This window comes from Kitasatospora sp. NPDC058478 (assembly GCF_042720345.1).
In the GTDB taxonomy this organism is placed as follows: domain Bacteria; phylum Actinomycetota; class Actinomycetes; order Streptomycetales; family Streptomycetaceae; genus Kitasatospora.
In genome coordinates this window covers 1-20,729 of record NZ_JBHXML010000059.1, presented here as the reverse complement: position 1 = coordinate 20,729, position 20,729 = coordinate 1, and the positions used below count along the sequence as shown (strand labels likewise).

General features: G+C 71.3%; 19 protein-coding genes. 13 read left to right on the top strand and 6 right to left on the bottom strand.

Annotated features, from left to right (window positions below):
• Positions 1–128: 128 nt before the first annotated feature.
• Together wecB and ACFWPT_RS28840 are read right to left on the bottom strand one after the other, a co-directional pair.
• Positions 129–1,307, bottom strand: coding sequence for a non-hydrolyzing UDP-N-acetylglucosamine 2-epimerase (wecB, locus tag ACFWPT_RS28845; RefSeq protein WP_380336982.1), 1,179 nt, complete (start codon positions 1,305–1,307; stop codon positions 129–131).
• A 78-nt stretch (positions 1,308–1,385) separates the two neighbouring features.
• Positions 1,386–2,819 (bottom strand): glycosyltransferase, encoded by a 1,434-nt coding sequence (locus ACFWPT_RS28840; RefSeq protein WP_380485321.1) that lies wholly within the window; start codon positions 2,817–2,819, stop codon positions 1,386–1,388.
• Positions 2,820–2,994: 175 nt separating this feature from the next.
• Between ACFWPT_RS28840 and ACFWPT_RS28835 the strand changes: the two genes are divergently transcribed.
• The 8 genes from ACFWPT_RS28835 (at position 2,995) to rodA (ending at position 11,825) form a co-directional block, all read left to right on the top strand.
• On the top strand, positions 2,995–4,386 hold the full coding sequence (locus tag ACFWPT_RS28835) for a bifunctional folylpolyglutamate synthase/dihydrofolate synthase (RefSeq protein ID WP_380485319.1): 1,392 nt from the start codon (positions 2,995–2,997) through the stop codon (positions 4,384–4,386).
• A gap of 1 nt (position 4,387) precedes the next feature.
• Positions 4,388–4,738: a DUF4233 domain-containing protein gene (locus tag ACFWPT_RS28830; protein WP_063347563.1), complete on the top strand. Its 351-nt coding sequence runs from the start codon at positions 4,388–4,390 to the stop codon at positions 4,736–4,738.
• Between the two features lie 110 nt (positions 4,739–4,848).
• Positions 4,849–5,262 carry a nucleoside-diphosphate kinase gene (ndk, locus tag ACFWPT_RS28825; protein ID WP_063347562.1) on the top strand — a complete coding sequence of 138 codons (414 nt, stop codon included), beginning with the start codon at positions 4,849–4,851 and terminating at the stop codon, positions 5,260–5,262.
• A gap of 319 nt (positions 5,263–5,581) precedes the next feature.
• Positions 5,582–6,607, top strand: a complete 1,026-nt coding sequence (locus ACFWPT_RS28820; protein ID WP_031076009.1) for a rod shape-determining protein — start codon at positions 5,582–5,584, stop codon at positions 6,605–6,607.
• A 95-nt stretch (positions 6,608–6,702) separates the two neighbouring features.
• Positions 6,703–7,641 carry a rod shape-determining protein MreC gene (gene mreC, locus ACFWPT_RS28815; protein WP_380371253.1) on the top strand — a complete coding sequence of 313 codons (939 nt, stop codon included), beginning with the start codon at positions 6,703–6,705 and terminating at the stop codon, positions 7,639–7,641.
• Positions 7,642–7,644: 3 nt separating this feature from the next.
• Positions 7,645–8,286 carry a rod shape-determining protein MreD gene (gene mreD, locus ACFWPT_RS28810; RefSeq protein WP_063347560.1) on the top strand — a complete coding sequence of 214 codons (642 nt, stop codon included), beginning with the start codon at positions 7,645–7,647 and terminating at the stop codon, positions 8,284–8,286.
• A 51-nt stretch (positions 8,287–8,337) separates the two neighbouring features.
• Complete coding sequence (gene mrdA / locus ACFWPT_RS28805) at positions 8,338–10,629, top strand: penicillin-binding protein 2 (protein ID WP_380485317.1); 2,292 nt, start codon at positions 8,338–8,340, stop codon at positions 10,627–10,629.
• Complete coding sequence (gene rodA / locus ACFWPT_RS28800) at positions 10,626–11,825, top strand: rod shape-determining protein RodA (RefSeq protein WP_063347559.1); 1,200 nt, start codon at positions 10,626–10,628, stop codon at positions 11,823–11,825. The genes mrdA and rodA overlap by 4 nt, the downstream gene beginning before the upstream one ends.
• 131 nt (positions 11,826–11,956) lie before the next feature.
• Here rodA and ACFWPT_RS28795 read toward each other — a convergent pair whose 3' ends face one another.
• Complete coding sequence (locus ACFWPT_RS28795) at positions 11,957–13,249, bottom strand: M14 family zinc carboxypeptidase (protein ID WP_380485315.1); 1,293 nt, start codon at positions 13,247–13,249, stop codon at positions 11,957–11,959.
• A 461-nt stretch (positions 13,250–13,710) separates the two neighbouring features.
• On the opposite strand from ACFWPT_RS28795, the gene ACFWPT_RS28790 reads away from it, so the two are divergent.
• Entirely contained in the window at positions 13,711–15,648 is a 1,938-nt protein-coding gene (locus ACFWPT_RS28790; RefSeq protein ID WP_380485313.1) for a TIGR03960 family B12-binding radical SAM protein, read from the top strand.
• 519 nt (positions 15,649–16,167) lie between these two features.
• Here the strand turns inward: ACFWPT_RS28790 and ACFWPT_RS28785 are convergent.
• A complete protein-coding gene (locus tag ACFWPT_RS28785; protein ID WP_380485311.1) occupies positions 16,168–17,520 on the bottom strand; it encodes a transcriptional regulator in 1,353 nt (450 codons plus the stop codon).
• A gap of 155 nt (positions 17,521–17,675) precedes the next feature.
• Here ACFWPT_RS28785 and ACFWPT_RS28780 point away from each other — a divergent pair, with 155 nt between their 5' ends.
• From ACFWPT_RS28780 to ACFWPT_RS28765, 4 genes are all read left to right on the top strand, one after another.
• Entirely contained in the window at positions 17,676–18,128 is a 453-nt protein-coding gene (locus tag ACFWPT_RS28780) for an ATP-binding protein (RefSeq protein ID WP_380485309.1), read from the top strand.
• The gene (locus tag ACFWPT_RS28775) at positions 18,125–18,280 is read left to right on the top strand and encodes a hypothetical protein (RefSeq protein ID WP_380485307.1); all 156 of its coding nucleotides are present in this window, start codon (positions 18,125–18,127) and stop codon (positions 18,278–18,280) included. Before ACFWPT_RS28780 ends, ACFWPT_RS28775 begins: the two co-directional genes overlap by 4 nt.
• Positions 18,277–18,636: a hypothetical protein gene (locus ACFWPT_RS28770; protein WP_380485304.1), complete on the top strand. Its 360-nt coding sequence runs from the start codon at positions 18,277–18,279 to the stop codon at positions 18,634–18,636. Before ACFWPT_RS28775 ends, ACFWPT_RS28770 begins: the two co-directional genes overlap by 4 nt.
• 383 nt (positions 18,637–19,019) lie before the next feature.
• A complete protein-coding gene (locus ACFWPT_RS28765; RefSeq protein WP_380485302.1) occupies positions 19,020–19,313 on the top strand; it encodes a hypothetical protein in 294 nt (97 codons plus the stop codon).
• A gap of 32 nt (positions 19,314–19,345) precedes the next feature.
• Here ACFWPT_RS28765 and ACFWPT_RS28760 read toward each other — a convergent pair whose 3' ends face one another.
• Both ACFWPT_RS28760 and ACFWPT_RS28755 read right to left on the bottom strand, forming a co-directional pair.
• Positions 19,346–20,266, bottom strand: a complete 921-nt coding sequence (locus ACFWPT_RS28760; protein ID WP_380485351.1) for an IS3 family transposase — start codon at positions 20,264–20,266, stop codon at positions 19,346–19,348.
• A partial coding sequence (locus tag ACFWPT_RS28755) for a transposase (protein WP_380485300.1) occupies positions 20,263–20,729 on the bottom strand: 467 nt, incomplete at its 5' end. The genes ACFWPT_RS28760 and ACFWPT_RS28755, both read right to left, overlap by 4 nt.

The window sequence follows — 20,729 nt, the reverse complement described above, 5'->3', positions numbered from 1 at the left end:
GTGGGGGTGGAGCGCCGTCCGGGGTGTCGATGGTGCGCGTGCGGGAGCTACCGACAACTCAAGTCACTGTCGGGGAAGGAGACTTGACTCACAAGGTGGAGTAGACCAATCCGGCTGTCAAGAGGGCGCTAGGCGGCCGACGGCCGTGCCGTGGAGTCGGTTGCTGCGGTACCGACTGCTCCGGGCTGGGCCGGCTCGGCCGGCTCGGCGACCGCGGCGGTGAGCGCGGCGATCCGCGCCGAGGCCAGGCCGTCGCCGTACGGGCTCGGGGTGGCCGCGAGCCGGGCGAGCCGCTCGGGGGTGTCGGCCAGCCAGGCCCGGGCCAGCTCGCCCAGGTCCTCGTCGGGGCCCACCAGTGCGGCGAAGCCCGCCGCCACCGCCTCCGGACGCTCGGTGGAGCGGCGCACCACCAGCAGCGGGCGGCCGAGCACGGTGCACTCCTCCTGCACGCCGCCGGAGTCGGAGACCAGCAGCGCGGCGTGGCTCGCCAGACCCAGGAAGTCGGCGTACCCGACCGGCCCGGTGACGGCCAGGCGCTCCAGCAGGGCGTCCAGTGCGAAGCGCTCGACGGCGGCCCGGGTGCGCGGGTGCATCGGGAACAGCACCGGGGTGCCCGCCCGGGCGATCCGGTCCAGTTCGGCCAGCACGGCGCCCAGCGCCTCGGCGGTGTCGGTGTTCTCCGGGCGGTGCACGGTGGCCAGCACGTAGCCGTCCGGGCGCAGCCCGTGCGCGGCGAGCAGCGCGGCGCGGTCGGCCGCGGCCGGCAGCTGACGGCGGACCACCTCGACGACGGTGTTGCCGGTGAGCGCGATCCGCTCCTCGGCGAGGGCCTCGGCGCGCAGGTTGGCGACGTTGTCCCCGGTGGCGGCGCAGAGCAGGTCGGAGACGTGGTCGACCATCACCCGGTTGTGCTCCTCGGGCATCGCCCGGTCGAAGCTGCGCAGCCCGGCCTCGACGTGCACCAGCGGGATCTCCCGGGCGTTGGCGGCCAGCGCCCCGGCGAGGGTGGCGTTGGTGTCGCCCTGGACGACGACGGCGGCGGGGCGGTCCTCGGCGAAGGCGGCGTCCAGCTGGCCGAGGGACTGGGCGATCTGGCCGGCCCGGGGGCGCCCGCCGACGCCGGTGAGCAGCTCGGGGCGGGGCAGGTCGAGGTCGCGCAGGAAGCGGCCGGACATCGCCTCGTCCCAGTGCTGGCCGGTGTGCACCAGGCGGGTGGCGTCGCCGAGTTCGTGGATCAGCGGGGCGAGCTTGACCAGTTCGGGGCGGGTGCCCAGGACGACGGCGACGCTGGCGGGGGGAAGGCACATGCTCATGGGAGGCTCCGAGGGGGTGGGGCAGCTCAGGGCTCGGGCGCGGGGCTCAGGCGCGGGGCTCAGGACTGAGGCTCAGGACTCAAGGGCGGTGGGGGAGCCGAGGGCGACCTTCTCGGCGTTGCGCCGGGTCTTGGCCCAGCCGTTGCGGCCGAGCAGCATCCGGGCGGCGGCCCGGGTGGCGACCACGAAGAGGTGGTAGGCGTAGAGCCAGATCAGGACGCCCCAGAGCAGTCCGGTGAGCCGGCCGCGGTCGGGGTGGACGAGCCGGCGGTAGGCGAAGCCCCAGAACACCATCGGCAGGGTGGCGACCGCGAAGGCGAGCAGCATCCACGGGCCGAACCTGACGTGGAAGTCGGCGGTCTCGGCGGGGAAGAGCACCAGCCCGGCCGCCGTGATCCCGAGCGAGAGCGGGAACAGCAGGACCAGCAGCACGCAGACGACGGGCTGCAGGAAGGTGTACAGCACCTCGGCCTTGCCGGACCAGGTGTAGAAGGGGGAGCGCAGCACCCGGCCGGTGTAGCGCAGGCACTGCATGTTGCCCTGGGCCCAGCGGGTGCGCTGGGTGAGGAAGCGGCGCAGCGAGATCAGGCCCTCCTGGGAGACCTGGGTCTCGGTGACGTGGGTGAGCCGCCAGCCGGCCAGGCGCAGGTCGAGGCCGGACTCGTAGTCCTCCAGCAGGGCGCGCTCGGGCCAGGGGCGGCCGGCCCGGCCCTCCTCGGCGGTGAGCGAGTCGAGGGCGGTGAGGCGGGCGAACTGGCCGTTCCCGCCGAGGCCGACGCTGCCGGTGCGGCGGCGCAGCAGCTGCATGCCGGCGTTGTTGGCCTGGAACTCGACGTCCTGCATCCGGACCAGGGCGCGGGCGAACGCGTTGGCGGCCCGGCCGTGGCCGGGCAGCGGGAGTTCGTCGTCGGCGTTGCGCATCCGCACGCCGATCTGGACGGCGCCGGTGTCGGGGCGGCCGAGCGCCTTGCCGTTGCAGACCTGGGGGAGGGTGCCGGGGTCGAGCCGTCCGTCGGCGTCGACGACGCCGATCACCACGCGGGAGCGGTCGGTGTCCTCGGGCAGCCAGGCGGTGATCTCGCGGTAGGCGGCGTTGAGGGCGGCGCCCTTGCCGATCCGGGCGTGCGGGCGGCGGCGCTGGACGAGGTGGACGCGGTCGTCGTGCGCCGCGGCGGCGAGGACGAGGTCGCGGGTGGCGTCCTCGCTGTCGTCGTCGATCACCCACAGGTGGGCCTCGGGCGCACTGGCGCGCAGGCCGGCCAGGGTCTGGGTGACCACGGCCTCCTCGTCGCGGCAGGGGATCACCAGGTGCCACTGGAAGGCGGCCGGGTCGCCGGGCTCGGCGGGCCGGTTGTGCCGGAAGGCGTGCCGGGAGCCGGCCCAGTACAGGAGGAAGCGTCCGAAGACGAAGGCCATGTAGCCGACGAGCGCCAGTGAGACCAGTCCGGCGAACCAGACGACGGCGTCCTGGCGGAGCACGATCCAGTCGTGCAGAGCGTCGGGCATGGCGTAGTACTCCTCGTGATCAAAGGCGGCGCGGCTCCAGGGGGTGCGAATCGATGCTTCGTCGCGGTTCAAATTCGCCAAAAGAGATAGTAAAGGGGGCAAATTGGAAACTCCGACCAAAGTGGTCGTTCTCACCCCGTGAGGACGGCCCGCCAACCCTCCGTAGACTGTGGTCGTGAGCGACAAGGCCGACCCGAACCCGTACACCCTCCGCCCCGCCGACGGCGACACCGACGACACCCTGCGCGATGTCGAGGTGGAGCTCTCCAAGCGCTGGCCGGAGAACAAGCTGGAGCCCTCGCTCGACCGGATCGAGGCGCTGATGGACATCCTGGGCCAGCCCCAGCGGTCCTTCCCCTCCATCCACATCACCGGGACCAACGGCAAGACCTCCACCGCCCGGATGATCGAGCAGCTGCTCAACACCTTCGAACTGCGCACGGGCCGCTACACCAGCCCGCACGTGGAGAGCGTCACCGAGCGGATCACCCTGGACGGCGCCCCGATCACCCCCGAGCGCTTCGTCGAGGTCTACCGCGACATCGAGCCGTACGTGCAGATGGTCGACGTGGCGCAGCCGGTGCCGATGTCCTTCTTCGAGGTGCTGACCGGCATGGCCTACGCCGCCTTCGCCGACGCCCCCGTGGACGTCGCCGTGGTCGAGGTCGGCATGGGCGGCTCCTGGGACGCCACCAACGTCATCGACGCCGCCGTCGCCGTGATCACCCCGATCGGGCTGGACCACACCGACAAGCTCGGCGAGACCACCGGCGAGATCGCGGTCGAGAAGTCCGGGATCATCAAGTCCGGTGCCGTCGCCGTCGTCGCCCAGCAGCAGCTGGACGCCGCCCAGAACATCCTGCGGCGCGCCGTCGAGGTCGACGCCACGGTGGCCCGCGAGGGCATGGAGTTCGGTGTGATCCGCCGTGAGCTCGGCGTCGGCGGCCAGCTGGTGACGCTGCGCGGGCTCGGCGGCGAGGAGTACGAGGACGTCTTCATCCCGCTGCACGGCGAGCACCAGGCGCACAACGCGGTGCTGGCGCTGGCCGCGGTCGAGGCCTTCTTCGGCGTCGGCGGCGCCCGCGGCGGGCAGCTCGACGTGGACAAGGTCCGCCAGGCCTTCTCCGGCGTCTCCTCGCCCGGCCGCCTGGAGGTCGTCCGCCGCAGCCCCACGATCATCCTGGACGCCGCGCACAACCCGCACGGCGCCCGCGCCACCGTCGCCGCCCTCGGCGAGTCCTTCGGCTTCACCCGGCTCGTCGGCGTGATCGGCACCTCCGGGGACAAGGACGTGGCCGGCGTGCTGGAGGCCTTCGAGCCGGTCCTCGCCGAGGTCGTCATCACCCAGAACTCCACCCACCGCGCGATGGACGTCGACGAGTTGGCGGCGCTGGCCGTCGACATCTTCGGCGAGGACCGCGTCCAGGTCGAGCCCCGGCTCGACGACGCCATCGCGGCCGCCGTCACCCTCGCCGAGGAGGAGGGCGACCTCGGCGGCGCCGGGGTGCTGGTCACCGGTTCGGTCATCACGGTGGGCGAGGCCCGCCTGCTGCTCGGGAGGAAGTGACATGAGGACCCTCTGCTCCTCGACCCTGATCGGCGAGGCTCTCCTGGCCATGTTCGCCGCGCTGGTCGCGATGCAGCTGTCGAGCGTCTCCACGGCCACGATCTGGATCGTCACCGGGATCGTCATGGCGCTGTGCATCGCGCTCTGCGGCATGATCAACCGCCCTGGGGCGGTGGCCGTCGGCTGGGCGCTGCAGATCGGCCTGATCGCCAGCGGCTTCATCCTGCCGACCATGTTCGGCCTCGGTGTGGTCTTCGCCGGCCTGTGGTGGTGCTCGGTGCACTACGGCCGCAAGGTGGACGAGTTCAAGGCCGCCCGGGCCGCCGCCGAGGCGGCCGCCGTACCGGTCTAGGGCCCGGACCGGCGGGCCGACACGCCGCACACGCAAGGTAATCTCTGCCGTGTCGGCTCCCGCCCGTCGGCCCGACTGCCTTGCCGTACCGAATCCCCAGGAGACGCACCGTGTCCCAGCGCACTCTCGTCCTGCTCAAGCCCGACGCCGTCCAGCGTGGCCTGGCCGGCGAGATCATCAGCCGCATCGAGCGCAAGGCCGGCTGGCGGCTCACCGCCGTCGAGCTGCGCACCTTCGACCGGGCGACGCTGGAGCAGCACTACGCGGAGCACGTCGGCCGCCCGTTCTACGAGCCGCTGCTGGAGTTCATGACCTCCGGTCCGTCGATCGCCCTGATCGTCGAGGGCGAGGAGGTCGTCCGCGGCATCCGGATGCTGGCCGGTGCGACCAACCCGCTGGAGGCCGGGGCCGGCACCATCCGCGGCGACTACGCGACGATCACCCGCGAGAACCTGATCCACGCCTCGGACTCCCCGGAGTCGGCCGAGCGCGAGATCAAGATCTTCTTCCCGGCGCACGCCTGAGTCCAGCCGGGCGACACGCCCGAGGGACCTTGGCACTGCCCCGGTCGGGACCATTGGCCCGGCCGGGGCACTTTTATCGTGAAATAAGCAACCAGAGGTGCCGACACGGCGTCCCAATGCCCGGAGAAGCGAACACGCTCCGGACAATGGACGGTATGCCCCGCATCGACGTCCGTGCCGCGCCGCGTGACTACGATGGACGCGACTCAAGGGCCCGGTAAGGCAGCTCAGCTGGCTCCGCCCGAGCGTGGGCGCGCTCTCGTCCAACCCCCCATGAACTCCGAGCCCGGGAAGGCAACCACACCCCATGGCGAGCAACCTGTCGTTCATCGGCCGCGACTTGGCGATCGACCTTGGAACTGCCAACACGCTGGTGTACGTCAGGGGCAAGGGGATCGTCCTCAACGAGCCGTCCGTCGTCGCGGTGAACACCAACACCGGCGGCATCCTGGCGGTCGGTGCCGAGGCGAAGAAGATGATCGGCCGGACGCCGGGCAACATCGTCGCCATCCGCCCGCTCAAGGACGGCGTGATCGCCGACTTCGAGATCACCGAGCGGATGCTCCGCTACTTCATCCTCAAGATCCACCGCCGCCGCTACCTCGCCCGCCCCCGGGTCGTGGTCTGCGTGCCCTCCGGCATCACCGGAGTCGAGCGCCGCGCCGTGATCGAGGCCTCCTCGCAGGCCGGCGCCCGCCAGGTGCACATCATCGAGGAGCCGATGGCCGCCGCCATCGGCGCCGGGCTGCCCGTCCACGAGGCCACCGGCAACATGGTCGTCGACATCGGCGGCGGCACCACCGAGGTCGCGGTCATCTCCCTCGGCGGCATCGTCACCGCCCAGTCCATCCGGGTCGCCGGCGACGAGCTGGACAACGCGATCGTCCAGCACATCAAGAAGGAGTACTCGCTGCTCCTCGGCGAGCGCAGCGCCGAGCAGATCAAGATGAGCATCGGCAGCGCCTTCGGCCTGGAGGGCGAGAAGGACGAGCACGCCGAGATCCGCGGCCGCGACCTGGTCAGCGGCCTGCCCAAGACCGTGGTCATCTCCGCCGCCGAGGTCCGCGAGGCCATCGACGAGCCGGTCAACTCGATCATCGACGCCGTGAAGACCACCCTCGACCAGTGCCCGCCCGAGCTGGCCGGCGACGTGATGGACCGCGGCATCGTGCTCACCGGCGGCGGCGCCCTGCTGCGCGGCCTCGACGAGCGGCTGCGCCGCGAGACCGGCATGCCGATCCACATCGCCGAGAACCCGCTCGACTCGGTCGCGCTCGGCTCCGGCAAGTGCGTCGAGGAGTTCGAGGCGCTCCAGCAGGTACTGGACGCCTCCCCGCGCCGTTAGCACCACCGAGACATCCGACACTCAACTGAACGGGCTGCCGCCCGGGCCCCACAGCCCGGGCGGCCGACCAGGTACGAAGGGGCAGTACCAGCACCGTGAGGGACACACGAGAGAGCCGGCTGCTGCTCATCCTGCTGGTGGCCGTCGCCTTCGCACTCGTCACCGTGGACATCAAGGGCGGTGAGAGCTCCCCCCTCGGCGGTGCCCGACACGCCGCCGCCAGCGTCCTCGGCCCGGTCGAGCGCGGCGCCGCCACCGTCGTCGACCCGGTCGCCGACACCGTCCGGGCCTTCCGCGACGCCGCCTCCAACAACGGCCGCACCGACGAGCTCGCCCGCGAGAACACCGAACTGCGGCAGAAGCTCGCCTCCTCCGACATGGCCACCGGGCGCACCAAGCAGCTCGACGACCTGCTGCGCACCGCCGGCGCCGGCGGCTACACCGTCAAGGCCGCCCAGGTCATCGCGATCGGCCCCGCCCAGGGCTTCTCCTGGACCATCACCATCGACGCCGGCAGCGACGACGGCCTCACCCGCGACATGACGGTGATCAACGGTCAGGGCCTGGTCGGCCGGATCACCACCGTCGCCCCGACCACCGCCACCGTGCTGCTCGCCTCCGACCCCGGCTTCTCGGCCGGCACCCGGCTGGAGGCCTCCGGCGAGATCGGCTTCGCCTCCGGCGGCGGCACCAGCCCGATGAAGGTCTCGCTGCTCAACGGCAAGGCCCAGGTCAAGGCCGGCGACCGGCTGGTCACCTTCGGCTCGCAGAGCGGCCGCCCGTTCGTGCCCGGCGTGCCGGTCGGCAAGGTCGTCGAGGTCGAGGCCACCCCGGGCCAGCTGACCAAGACCATCCTGGTCGAGCCCTTCGTCCAGTTCACCCGGCTGGACCTGGTCGGCGTGGTGGTCGTGCCGCCGCGCGCCGACCCGCGCGACGCCGTCCTGCCGCCGGCCCCCGCCCAGACCCCGGCCGCCCCGGCCCAGACCCCGGCCGCGCCCGCCGCCCCGCCCGCCAAGCCCACTGGGGGGAACTGAGCCATGCGCCTCGCCCGCATCCCCGTCTCCGCCGGCCTGATCCTGCTCGGCCTGATCCTCCAGGTCAGCGTCTTCGGACGGCTCCAGCTCCCGGGGGCCACCCCGGACATACTGCTGCTCGTCGTGGTCGGCCTGGCCATGGTCTACGGGCCGTCCGGCGGCTGCGTGGTCGGCTTCTCGGCCGGCCTGCTGGCCGACCTCGCGCCGCCCTCCGACCACGCGATCGGCCGCTACGCGCTGGTGCTCTGCCTGATGGGCTACGCCGCCGGGCTGCTGCGCCCGGACCACGGCCGCCAGCGGTCGGTGTCCAGCGCGCTGATGGTGGTGGCCGCCGCGGCGGTCGCCTCCACCCTGCTGTACGCGATGGTCGGCGCCCTGGTCGGCGACACCGCGGCCCGGCACGTCGGCCTCGGCGGCCTGGTGGTCAGCGCCCTGCTGTACGACGTGCTGCTGGCGCCGTTCGTGGTGCCGCTGGTGATGCTGGTCGGCCGCCGCTTCGGGCGCGACCCGGTGACCGCGGCCACCGATGACGACCAGGGCGGCTCCGGCCTGGGCACGCTGGCCCGCTACCGCACCACGCGCGAGGCCTCGTCCGGCCCGTCCTACAAGAAGCGGCGCATGCCCGGCTTCGTCCGGCGCCCGTAACCGGCCCGGCCCCCGACCTCCCGACTTCCCGCATCCTGGAGCGCACGAGACGTGAGCAACATCCCCGAGACCGGCCGTACCCGGCGGGTGACGATCCGTCTGGTGGTGCTGCAGATCCTGGTCCTGTCGCTGCTCGCCACCCTCGGCGGACGGCTGTGGTACCTGCAGATCCGCAACGCCAGCGTCTACACCGCCAAGGCGACCGGCAACCACATCCGCGAGGTGGTCGAACCGGCCGTCCGCGGCGAGATCCTGGACGCCTCCGGGCGGATCCTGGCCGGCAACGAGGCCCGGCTGGTGGTCTCGGTCAGCCGCACCTCGCTGCTGCAGCAGAAGGACGGCGGCAAGGCGGTGCTCGGCCGGCTGGCCGAGGTGCTGGGGATGCCCGCCAAGGACGTGCAGGAGAAGACCCGGCTCTGCGACGCCAAGACCCCGCAGCCCTGCTGGAACGGCTCGCCCTACCAGCCGATCCCGGTCACCAAGGAGGCGACCACCCAGCAGGCGATGCAGATAATGGAGCGCCGAGAGGACTTCCCCGGGGTCACCGCGCAGCCCACCGCCGTGCGCCGCTACACCGGCGCCGAGGGCGCCAACATGGCGCAGGTGCTCGGCTACCTCTCGCCGGTCACCGACGAGGAGGTCAGCAAGACCGCCTCCAAGGCCGGCCTGGACCGCTACCTGCCGGCCGACCAGATCGGCCGGGCCGGCCTGGAGTCGGTGTACGACCGCGACCTGCGCGGCACCGCCGGCATCACCCAGCTGGAGGTGGACAACCTCGGCCGGGTGATCGGCACCGCCGGCACCGCCGCCCCGCAGACCGGCAACAACCTGGTCACCAGCATCGACGCCCGGGTGCAGAAGGTGGTCGAGGACAACCTGGCGCAGGCCATGGCCGACGCCCGGAAGACCTTCGACAAGGTCACCAACCGCAACTACGAGGCCGACTCCGGCGCCGCCGTGGTGATGGACGTCCACACCGGCCGGATCGTCGCGATGTCCAGTGCGCCGACCTACGACCCCAACCTCTGGGTGGGCGGCATCACCGGCAAGGACTACCAGTCGCTGACCAGCAAGGACTCCAACTTCCCGCTGCTGAACCGGGCCATACAGGGTCAGTCCGCCCCCGGCTCGACCTTCAAGGTCGTCTCCACCACCGCCGCCGTCGAGGCCGGCTACTCGCTGGACGGGACGTACGCGTGCCCGAAGAGCATGACCATCGGCGGCCGCGAGTTCAAGAACTTCGAGAGCGAGAACTTCGGCTCCATCTCCCTGGAGAAGGCGCTGGAGGTCTCCTGCGACACCGTCTTCTACGGCCTGGCGTACGACCAGTGGATGAAGGACGGCGGCATCAAGCCGAAGAAGGAGCCGGGCGACTGGTTCTTCAAGACCGCCCACCAGTTCGGCCTCGGCGCCAAGACCGGCATCGACCTGCCCAGCGAGGTCACCGGCCGGGTGCCGGACCGGCAGTGGAAGCAGTCCTTCTACGACAACAACAAGGACGCCTGGTGCGCGCAGGCGCAGAAGGGCGGCACCAGCTTCTCCGACCAGATCGCCAAGGAGAACTGCGTCGACGGCTACCAGATGCGCGCCGGTGACGCCGTCAACTTCGCGATCGGCCAGGGCGACACGCTCGTCACCCCGGTCCAGATGGCCCGGATCTACTCGGCGCTGGCCAACGGCGGCACCTTCTACCGGCCGACCGTCGCCAAGGCGGTGATAAGCCCGAGCGGGGACCTCGTCCGCGAGATCGCCCCGCACGAGGACGGCAAGTTCCCCGGCTCCCAGAAGCTGCTGAGCTACATCGACCAGGCCACCGCGGGCGTCATCACCGGCGGTACCGCCGCCTGGAAGTTCTCCGGCGCCGGCTGGCCGCAGAACAAGATCGAGCTGCACGCCAAGACCGGCACCGCCGAGGTCGAGGGCAAGCAGACCACCTCCTGGCTGACCACGTACAGCAAGGACTACGCGGTCGTCATGACGATAAGCCAGGGCGGCACCGGCTCCGGCGGCTCCGGCGACGCGGTTCGCCGGATCTACCAGGCGCTGTACGGCGTCGACGACAAGGGCAACATCGACAACGGCAAGGCGCTGCTGCCCGCGCCGCAGGCCGAACTGCCGAAGTTCAACCCGGACGGCACCGCGATCATCAAGCCGGCGGCCTACACCGTCGACACCGCCGACACCGTCGGCCCGGCGCCGGCCTTCCTGGAACAGGTGCCGGGCGAACCCGCCCCGGCCTCGGCCTTCCTGGACCCGGCGCAGCCGAACGACCGGCCCGCCCCGGGCACCGCGGCCGACGCCGCACTCGAACCGAACCGCGGCCCGGGAAGGGGGCGGGCATGACCTCCTACGGCTCCTACCGGCAACTGCGGCTGAGCCCGCAGCGCAGCGGGGTCTCCAAGGCCCTGGCCAAGGACTCCCCGCTGTGGCGGCTGGACTGGATACTGCTGCTCGCCGCGCTGGCCCTGTCGCTCGGCAGCTCCCTGCTGGTCTGGTCGGCCACCCGCGGCCGGGACTCGCTCACCCACGGCGACCCGCAGTACTTCCTGTACCGGCACCTGACCAACCTGGTCGTCGGGCTGGTGCTGTGCTCGGTGGTGATAGGGATAGGGAGCCGGCGCTTCCGCACCCTCGTGCCGTTCCTGTACATCGGCGTGATCCTGATGCTGCTCGCCACGCTCAGCCCGCTGGGCTCGACCATCAACGGCGCGCACTCCTGGATCCAGCTGGGCGGCGGCTTCTCCATCCAGCCCGCAGAGTTCGCGAAGCTCGGGATCGTGCTGGCGATGGCGGTCGTGCTGTCCGACCAGGTGGACGCGGGGGAGCGGGAGTACCCCTCGCACCGGGCGGTGTTCCGCGGCCTGGTCTGGGCCTTCCTGCCGATGTGCGTCGTGCTGCTGATGCCGGACGCCGGCTCGGTGATGGTGATGGCCGCGATCGTGCTGGGCATCCTGCTCGGCTCGGGGGCGGCCAACCGCTGGGTGCTCGGGCTGCTGGTGGCGGGCACCGGCGGGTGCGTGGCGATCTGGAAGCTCGGGGTGCTGAGCAAGTACCAGATCGACCGCTTCGCGGCCTTCGCCAACCCGCAGCTGGACCCCTCCGGCGTCGGCTACAACACCGCGCAGGCCCGGATCGCGATCGGCTCGGGCGGGCTGACCGGCAAGGGGCTGTTCCACGGGACGCAGACCACCGGGCAGTTCGTGCCGGAGCAGCAGACCGACTTCGTGTTCACGGTGGCCGGTGAGGAACTGGGCTTCGTCGGGGCGCTGGCGATCATCCTGCTGGTCGGCGTGGTGCTGTGGCGGGCCTGCCGGATCGCCCGGCAGGCGACCGACCTGTACGGGACGATCGTGGCCGCGGGGATCATCGCCTGGTTCTCCTTCCAGGCCTTCGAGAACATCGGGATGTGCCTGGGCATCATGCCGGTGGCGGGCATCCCGCTGCCGTTCGTCTCCTACGGGGGGTCGTCGATGTTCGCGGTCTGGATCGCGATCGGGCTGCTCCAGGCGGTCCGCAGCCAGCGGCCGATAGCGGCCTGAGCGGACTGTCCGTCCACGCGTTCGTCGGTCGAGGGCCGGCCCGGGAATTTCTCGGGTCGGCCCTTGGTGTTTTTCAACTTGGCGCTGTGGGTGGGTAGTTGTTGCCCGGTTGCGGCGGGCTGTGGCCCCGGTCAGAGCAGGCAGTCGGCGGCGGTGAGCGCCGCGCGGACCTGGTGGGCCAGCTGCTCCTGGACCGGCACCCAGCGGGCGCCGAAGCGGTGGTGCAGCTGACCCAGGCTCTCGGTGACGATGTCGCGGGCCCGGCCCCGGGCCGCCGCCACGGTCGGACCGCCGCTGTCCGCCAGCAGTCGCAGCACCGTCGACGCCACCCGCAGCGGGATCCGGGCCGCGACGATCCCGGCGGTGGTCACCCGGGACACCGTGAGCGGCTCGGCGCACCAGCGGGCCAGCCACTCCTGGGCCACCGACGGGCAGAACTCCAGGGTGAACCCGGCCGCGCGCACCAGTGCGCCGTGCGCCGCCCGGGTGTGCGCGGGCACGTGGGCCAGCAGCCCGGAGAGCTCCTCGGCGCGCTCGCGCAGCGTCCGGGCCGCGGCGCCGACCGCCCGGTCCGCCGCCGGGTGCGGACGGCCGTCGCCGACCGCGTCCACGGCCCACATCGGCACCTCCAGCACGGCCGTCACCCCGCCGTGGCGGCCGGCGTACGACCAGGTGGACAGCTCCGGCTCGTCCGGCAGCGCCCGTGACCGGCCGGCGCCGTCCGCCGAGGGCATCAGATAGGTGCCGGGGAAGGGGCTGGCCCAGCCGACCGCGTCGAAGGGGTCGACGTCCAGCGGGATGCCGGCCCGGCGCACCGAGGAGGCGAAGAGTTCGGGCAGCCCGGGCACCGGAGCGGTCAGCTGGATGAAGGCGCCGCCGAAGTCCACCCCGTGCATCGAGCACTGCAGGAACGGGCGCAGCTCGTCGATCAGGCCGGTCAGCGCCAGGCTCTCCGGCATCGGGGGCCGGCCCGCGCCGGCGGCCGGCAGCAGTTCGGGCTGTTCCTCGAACGAGGGGCGGAAGAAGTGCTCGTAGTGCCGGCGCATGGTGAGCGGCCCGTCCAGCCAGCCCGCGTTGAGCGCGGCGCCGTCCGGGTCCAGGCAGAGCAGCAGGTGCCAGGACAGGCCGGGCCGGGTGGGGCGCGCCAGCAGCACCTCGGCCAGCCGCAGGGCGCCGGCCGTGCCGATCGGCTCGTTGGGGTGCGGGCCGCCGACGACCAGCACCGTGCGCGGGCCCCGGTCGACGGACAGCAGCAGCAGCGGGCGCCCGGCCCGCGAGCGGCCCACCTCGCGCAGCCGGCACCGCTCCGGGTGGCGCAGCGCGAGCCGCCGGGCCGCGGCCTCGGCCTGGGCCGGCGCGGGGTAGCGGGCCGCCCGGCTGCCGAGGGGCCGGGGCGGGCGGACCCGCCGGTCGGTGTCGGTCATGGCTCTCCTAGGGCGTGTCCCCTGGGGTGTGTTCGCGCGGCCGCCCGGCTCGTCGGGCCGCCGGGGCGCGCGGGGGCGCCGGCGGACGCGGCCTGCGGGGCCGGGGGCGGGGCCCTGCGCGCCGGGGACGGGTCGCCGGGGGGAGTCGGCGAGGGTTGAGCGTACGGCCCAACTCCCTTGTCCGGAAGGGGTGCAGAGGTCTCTGGCGAGGCCCTGTCAGTACCGCATGGGTGGTCCGGGCATGTCAACGGCGGACGGCGCCGGGCGGCGGGCGCGCACTGCGCGTGCCGGGGCGGGCCGGACCGGGGCGGCCGCGCCGGAGCGCGGGCGGGTGCCCGGCCCGGGCGGGGGGTGAGCCAGCGGGCCTTTCCCCGGATTGGGCTACCCTTGAGGGTCACCCCTCCCCGCCGTCGCCTGCCGATGCGCGCGGCACCGAATCACGTCGTAAGGGTTCCTAGTACATGACTGTCGAATCGGTCTTCCCACGCCTGGAGGCCCTCCTCCCGCACGTCCAGAAGCCGATCCAGTACGTCGGCGGCGAGCTCAACTCGACCGTCAAGGACTGGGACGCCTGCGACGTCCACTGGGCGCTGATGTACCCCGACGCCTACGAGGTCGGCCTGCCCAACCAGGGCGTCATGATCCTCTACGAGGTGCTCAACGAGCGCGAGGGCGTGCTCGCCGAGCGCACCTACAGCGTCTGGCCGGACCTCGAAGCGCTGATGCGCGAGCACGACGTCCCGCAGTTCACCGTGGACGCGCACCGCCCGGTGAAGGCCTTCGACGTGTTCGGCCTGTCGTTCTCCACCGAGCTCGGCTACACCAACATGCTGACCGCGCTCGACCTGGCCGGCATCCCGCTGGAGGCCAAGGACCGCACCGACGAGGACCCGATCGTCCTGGCCGGCGGCCACGCCGCGTTCAACCCCGAGCCGATCGCGGACTTCATCGACTGCGCGGTGGTCGGCGATGGCGAGCAGGCCGTGCTCGACATCACCGAGCTCGTCCGCGGCTGGAAGGCCGAGGGCCGCCCGGGCGGACGCGACGAGCTGCTGCTGCGCCTCGCCCGCACCGGCGGGGTGTACGTGCCGAAGTTCTACGACGTGGAGTACCTGGCCGACGGCCGGATCGGCCGCGTCGTGCCGAACGCCCCGGGCGTGCCGTGGCGGGTGTCCAAGCACACCGTGATGGACCTCGACGAGTGGCCCTACCCGAAGCAGCCGCTCGTCCCGCTCGCGGAGACCGTGCACGAGCGGATGTCCGTGGAGATCTTCCGCGGCTGCACCCGCGGCTGCCGCTTCTGCCAGGCCGGCATGATCACGCGCCCCGTGCGGGAGCGAAGCATCACCGGCATCGGCGAGATGGTGGAGCGCGGGCTGAAGGCGACCGGGTTCGAGGAGGTCGGCCTGCTGTCGCTGTCCAGCGCCGACCACACCGAGATCGGGGACATCGCCAAGGGCCTGGCCGACCGCTACAGCGACGACAAGATCGGCCTGTCGCTGCCGTCCACCCGCGTCGACGCCTTCAACATCGACCTCGCCAACGAGCTGTCGCGCAACGGCCGTCGCTCGGGCCTCACCTTCGCCCCCGAGGGCGGCAGCGAGCGCATGCGCAAGGTGATCAACAAGATGGTGTCGGAGGAGGACCTGATCCGCACCGTCGCCACCGCCTACGGCAACGGCTGGCGCCAGGTGAAGCTGTACTTCATGTGCGGCCTGCCCACCGAGACCGACGAGGACGTGCTTCAGATCGGCGCGATGGCGAAGAACGTCATCCAGAAGGGCCGCGAGGTCACCGGCCAGAACGACATCCGCTGCACCGTCTCCATCGGCGGGTTCGTGCCCAAGCCGCACACCCCGTTCCAGTGGGCCCCGCAGCTGTCCGCCGAGGCCACCGACGCCCGGCTGGCCAAGCTGCGCGACTCGATCCGCGGCGACCGCAAGTACGGCAAGAACATCGGCTACCGCTACCACGACGGCAAGCCCGGCATCATCGAGGGCCTGCTGTCCCGCGGCGACCGCCGCATCGGCGCCGTCATCCGCGCCGTCTACGAGGACGGTGGCCGCTTCGACGGCTGGCGCGAGCACTTCTCCTACGACCGCTGGATGGCCTCCGCCGAGAAGGGCCTGGCCGGCACCGGCGTCGACGTCGACTGGTACACCACCCGCGAGCGCACCTACGAGGAGGTGCTGCCCTGGGACCACCTGGACAGTGGCCTCGACAAGGACTGGCTCTGGGAGGACTGGCAGGACGCCCTGGAGGAGGTCGAGGTCGACGACTGCCGTTGGACCCCGTGCTTCGACTGCGGCGTGTGCCCCCAGATGGACACGACCATACAAATTGGCCCGACGGGCAAGAAGATGCTTCCGCTGACGGTCGTCAACGGCGCTGGCCAGTAGGAATGCCTGCTGGCGTGGGTGACACGGCGAGCGAGCTGTGTGACTTACTTCACAGCCTCTCTGAGGGTGAGCGGGAGCTCGTCCTGGGCGCGTTCGGCCTGACGCGCGCCCCGGATGGCCCTGCCCGCCCCGGGGAGGCCCGGCAAGGCGGCCAGAGGACCCCTCTGCCCTCTGCCCGGAGTGCCCCGGGCATCGAGTCCTCGATCGAGTGGGTCTGAGTCCCTGAGGCGGCGCATGGAGCCCTCCCCGATTCTCTCGGGGAGGGCTGTTGCGCTCGGTGGGGTGTTACCGCCTGCGGGTGATGGTCGGCGCTGTCAGCTACCCCCTATGAGTGACAGGTGGGCTACGGCCGATTCTGTCGCAGGTCTTCGGCGCCTGAGCTTTCCCAGGCGGTCGCTTCGCGGGTGGAGTGTCCTGACATCGAGATCCCGCTGCTCGGCTTGGCTGGTCGGTTCAGCTGGAGCATGCAGACGGGCCCTCTCCTTGGCTGGAGAGGGCCCGTGGTGTTTCGAGCGTCGATCAGGCGGCCAGCAGTTCCCGCGCCCGGTCGTTGAAGTCGGCGACGAGGGTGTGGCGGCCGAACGGCACCATCTGCTTCTGGAGGTTCTGCACGGCCTCGACGGCGCGGGACGACTTGACCTGACGGGTCAGGGTGAGCGTCCGCAGGCCGACAGCGTGTGCTGCCTCAAGGTCCCGGCGCTGGAGGTGGGACACGGCCAGTGCGGCGTGCGACATCGCTCCGCGGCGGGCCCGGTTCTGCGACCGGGCGTGCTCGATCGACAGGCGGGCGTACCGCGCGGACTCGGCGCCGTCGCCGAGGTCCTGGAACGTCTGGGAGTGCTCGCCGTTCAGGTAGGCCGGGTCGATGAACCGGGCCCACTCGGCCTCGTTGTCGGGCTGGACGTTGGAGTACGCCTCCTCCGAGGCGGAGACGGCCTGAGCAGCGGCGCGCTTCTCGCCGAGCTTGGCGAGCGCGCGCCCTTCGAGGGCCCACAGGTCCGCCAGGCAGGCTTGAGACTCCGGTGTCCTGGACAGGCCCGCTCGTCCGGCCTGGGCCAGTCGGCGGCCCTCGTCGGGGTGCCCGAGGAGCGTCGCCTGGTCGGCCATGCCCGCAAGGACGTGGGCGCCGAGCGCCGCGTTACCGGACTCCTCTGCGAGTCGGAGGGACTGGATCAGGTAGCGCTGAGCCGGTCCGTGCTCGCCGTTGTCGTAGGCCATCCAGCCGAGCAGGTAGGTCTGCTCCGCAGCTGCTTCGCAAAGTGCGTGCCCGACCTCCTCCGTGTGGCTTCGCCGGAGCAGAGGGAACACGTGCTCGTTCATGTAGGCGGCCAGTGCCAGGCGGCCGGACCCGCCGCCCTGGAAGATGTCCATCTGCTGGAACGTGCCGAACATGTTCTTGACGGCGGTCACGTCCTCCAGCAGGACCCGCCGGCCGGGCGTCGGTGTCTGGTCGAGCGTCTGGAGCAGCCAGTCACGAGATGGCCCAACCGCTGCCGCGACAGCGAATGTTGATCCGGTCAGGAACTTCCGTCGATCCACGTCGGCCCTCCCAAGGTCGGCAACAGCCTCCACCGTAGCGGTGTAGGACTGGTTGTAGACAAGGGCCCTGTCTGCGACGGATGAAGTCCCAAGGCCAAGGTCGTAGGCCGTGACGCGGTAGCCGAAGTGCGCCGAGAACACGTCCGACAGGATGTCCGGCACCGGCCAGCGCGGGGACTGGCCGTCAATCCAGCGCTTGATGCTGGACGGGTCCGAGGAGACATGGGGGTGTCCCCAGTCAGCAGCCTTCGCCCGGACCCGCCGGGCGAGTTCGCCGAGTGACCAGCCGGTACGGCCCAGCCAGTCGGCGAGTTGAGAGTTCGGTGTTTTCAAGATCGTTCCCCTGTCGGCGGTCTGACGACCATTCACAACGGTTCAACACCCCCCACGACATTACTCCGACCGGGGCTGACCGTGTTGTCTGAATGCAAGGTCGGTACGGCTGCTTCGTGGACTGAGTGAGTCCGGCGAGGGTTGGGGCGGATGTGGTGAACAGAGCAGGTACATCGGCAGGGGCGGCGGCATCTCCGTCCGCTCCCTGGGCGTTCTTCTGGATTCCTCGCCACCGGTCGTCGGCCGGCGCGGCGCGGTCGCTGCTGAGGGACTTCCTGCGCGGCATCCAGGGCGGGGGCCAGCTCGTGCAGAGCGGCGAGCTCGTGCTCTCCGAACTGGTGACGAACGCGGTGGTGCACGCCCGTGTGCCCAAGGGGCGACGGATCGCGGTGCGGTTCGAGGGCGTGCGCGGTCACCTGCGGATCGAGGTGCATGACACGAGCAGCGAGAAGCCCGTGATTCGGCGGTTCACCGGTCCGGACAAGCTCTCGGGGCGCGGGCTCTGCCTGGTGGAAGCACTGTCCCTGGAATGGGGCTGCGCGCCCCGGCCTGAGGGCATCGGAAAGATCGTTTGGGCTCTGGTGGGCCCGGAAGGCGGTGCGCGATGAGCGCCAGGCGGGTGTTCGGGGCGGCGGCGACGCGGTGCTTCTACTGTGGGGCGGGGCTGCGGAAGGCGGTGGCCCGGTACATCGTGGTGAACGGCAAGCCGGTCGGGGTCCACATGTGGCACCCGCGTCGTGCGGGCGAGGTGACGAAGTGACGACACTTCGAGGCCTCGGTACGCAGGGGGCGGAAGCGGTGTCGGCCGGCGACGATGCGGGGCTGGAGGGAGCCGCGCCGTACCCGTTTCCGGTGGTCGTGGAAGTCCGCGGGGTAACGGAGCCCGCGGAGTTCTCCAAGCTGTCGGACGCGCTGGCTGCGTTGCTGGGGGCTCTGCGGGTGTTGCCGCTCAGTCTGGAGCAGCAGGACTACTTCGACGAGCTGTTCGGGCCTTCGGCGGTTCAGCAGATCGGGTACCGGCTCGCGACGTACGGGGAGGTACGGACCCTGGCGTTCCTCGACCTCACCCCGCACCTGGTCAAGCTCTACCCGGCCGACCCCAAGGCTCCCTTGTGATGGGGAGATTGCGGGCCTGGCACGATCGCGCTCTCACGTGGTGGCAACTGGACGGCCAGTTCTCGTGGCCGGTGAGGGCCATCTCGCCGAGTCGCCGATCTGCGCACCGTGACGTGGCGCTGTGGTGCGCTGAGCCGGGGTTCCTCGTGGGGCTGCGGTTGGGGCTGATGCAGCGGATCTTCGAGTGCGACCACGAACAGGCCTCGCAGAACTGCTCCTGACTTGATCAACGACAACTGAAGACGTGCCGGACCACCCCGTGACCTTGGCGGGAGATGGGGTGGTCCGGTGGGTCGGAACCCGGTGCCGATGGTATCGGGCTCCTCGGCATGTGTGCGCACGGATGAGCCGGTTCGGTTGTAGATCAAGGGAGTTGAGAGGCGTTGCACGGGGACGACGACTTCCGCGCAGAGCTGGCCGGGGACCTCGACCCGGATGCGTGGGTGTGGCTGCCGGGCGTGGACTACGCCGCCGGCTGGCGGGCGGCGCGTCGGACAGCAGACGAGGTGAACGCGCTGCTGGCTGCGTGCGGCGTGAAACGTTCGAACCTGAGGGCGATCGCCGACACCGATGCTGAGGGCGGCGCAGTGGTCCGGCTGGAGGGCGTCGCCGAAGGGTGGTTGAGCCTCAAGGAACTGCTGTGTCTGGCCGCGCACGTGCGTGGTGAGCTGGCCTGACTGAGCTTCCCCCGTTGTGCGGGAGGTGGTGATTACCTGGTCAGGGCAGGTGTGGGTGGTGCGACGGCCACCGGTTCGGCCGTCGCCTGGTCGGCGTAGTACTTTGCCTCGTACTCGTCCGGGCTGAGCCAGCCGAGTCGTTTCTGGATGCGGCGGGTGTTGTACCAGCCGTCGATGTAGGCGAACAGTGCGAGGTCGGCGTCCGTGCGGGCCGCGAAGGTCGTGCGGCGCACGCACTCGGTCTTCAGCACGCTCCAGAAGTTCTCCGCGAGGGCGTTGTCGAACGAGTCGCCGACGGTTCCCATGCTTGGCTCGATTCCCGCCTTCAGCAGGCGGGTTGTGAGTTTGATGGATGTGTACTGGCAGCCGTGGTCGCTGTGATGGATCAGCTTGCCGGGCTCGACTGGCCGGCCGTGCAGCGCGTACTCCAGGGCGGTGAGGACGAGGTCGGTGTCCGCTCGCTCCGAGGTGTGCCAGCCCACGATCCGGCGGGAGAAGGCGTCGCGGATCGTGGCCAGCCACCATGCTCCCTCGCCGGTGGGGATCAGCGAGATGTCGGCGACCCACAGCCGGTTGGGGGCGTTCGCGGTGAAGTTGCGTTGGACCAGGTCCGGGGCGGGGTCGGCCGCCGGGTCGCGGCGGGTGAAGGAGCGGGGCCGGCGCGGGCTGACGCCCTGAAGCCCGGCCTCGCGCATCAGACGCTCGACCCTTTTACGGCCGACGTGCACGCCCTCGCGTCGCAGGACGGCGTGGACGCGCGGGGAGCCGTAGGTTTCGTCGGAGCCGGCGTGGATGCGTCGGATGTGCTCGGTGAGTTCGGCGTCGTGGCGCTTGTGTTCGCAGGGCTCGTGGACGTCGCGGCGCCAGCGGTAGTAGGTGGAGGCGGGGATGTGCAGTTCCCGGAGGACGGGCTCGGCCCCGAAGCGGTCCTGGTGCTCGTCGACGAGCTTCAGTACCGTCGCCGGGTCGGGTCGAGCTCCTGGGCGAAAAAAGCCGATGCGGCCTTGAGGATCTCGCAGGACCGGCGGAGCTCGGCGTTCTCCTTGCGCAGAGCGGCCAGCTCCTCCTTCTCCGCGGTGGTCAGCCGGTCGTCGCGCTCGCCCCGGTCTGCTTCGTCCTGACGGATCCAGTTCCGCAGGGCCTCGTGATGCACCCCGAGATCGCGGGCCATCTGCCGGATCACGGGCTTCGGATCGGCAGCCCGATACGCGGCAACAGCACGCTGCCGCAACTCGGGCGGGTACTTCCAATGCCGCGTAGTTAAGGGGTGGTTGGGCTGGTCAAGACCACGTCCGGGTGATGTTCCAGCTCGCCGAAGGCAGCGGCGGAGATCATGAAGGCGGGACCCCGGGTAGAGCCAGGAAGCCGACCAAGGTCTTCCTACTCGACGGAGTCCCGTTGTCCGATGATTGTGCC

What these genes read in the sequence shown, in the direction of transcription:
- wecB (WP_380336982.1), bottom strand. Translation starts at nt 1,307, where the DNA reads ATGTGCCTTCCCCCCGCCAGCGTCGCCGTCGTCCTGGGCACCCGCCCC.
- ACFWPT_RS28840 (WP_380485321.1), bottom strand. Translation starts at nt 2,819, where the DNA reads ATGCCCGACGCTCTGCACGACTGGATCGTGCTCCGCCAGGACGCCGTC.
- ACFWPT_RS28775 (WP_380485307.1), top strand. Translation starts at nt 18,125, where the DNA reads ATGAGCGCCAGGCGGGTGTTCGGGGCGGCGGCGACGCGGTGCTTCTAC.
- ACFWPT_RS28790 (WP_380485313.1), top strand. Translation starts at nt 13,711, where the DNA reads ATGACTGTCGAATCGGTCTTCCCACGCCTGGAGGCCCTCCTCCCGCAC.
- rodA (WP_063347559.1), top strand. Translation starts at nt 10,626, where the DNA reads ATGACCTCCTACGGCTCCTACCGGCAACTGCGGCTGAGCCCGCAGCGC.
- mreD (WP_063347560.1), top strand. Translation starts at nt 7,645, where the DNA reads ATGCGCCTCGCCCGCATCCCCGTCTCCGCCGGCCTGATCCTGCTCGGC.
- ACFWPT_RS28830 (WP_063347563.1), top strand. Translation starts at nt 4,388, where the DNA reads ATGAGGACCCTCTGCTCCTCGACCCTGATCGGCGAGGCTCTCCTGGCC.
- ACFWPT_RS28795 (WP_380485315.1), bottom strand. Translation starts at nt 13,249, where the DNA reads ATGACCGACACCGACCGGCGGGTCCGCCCGCCCCGGCCCCTCGGCAGC.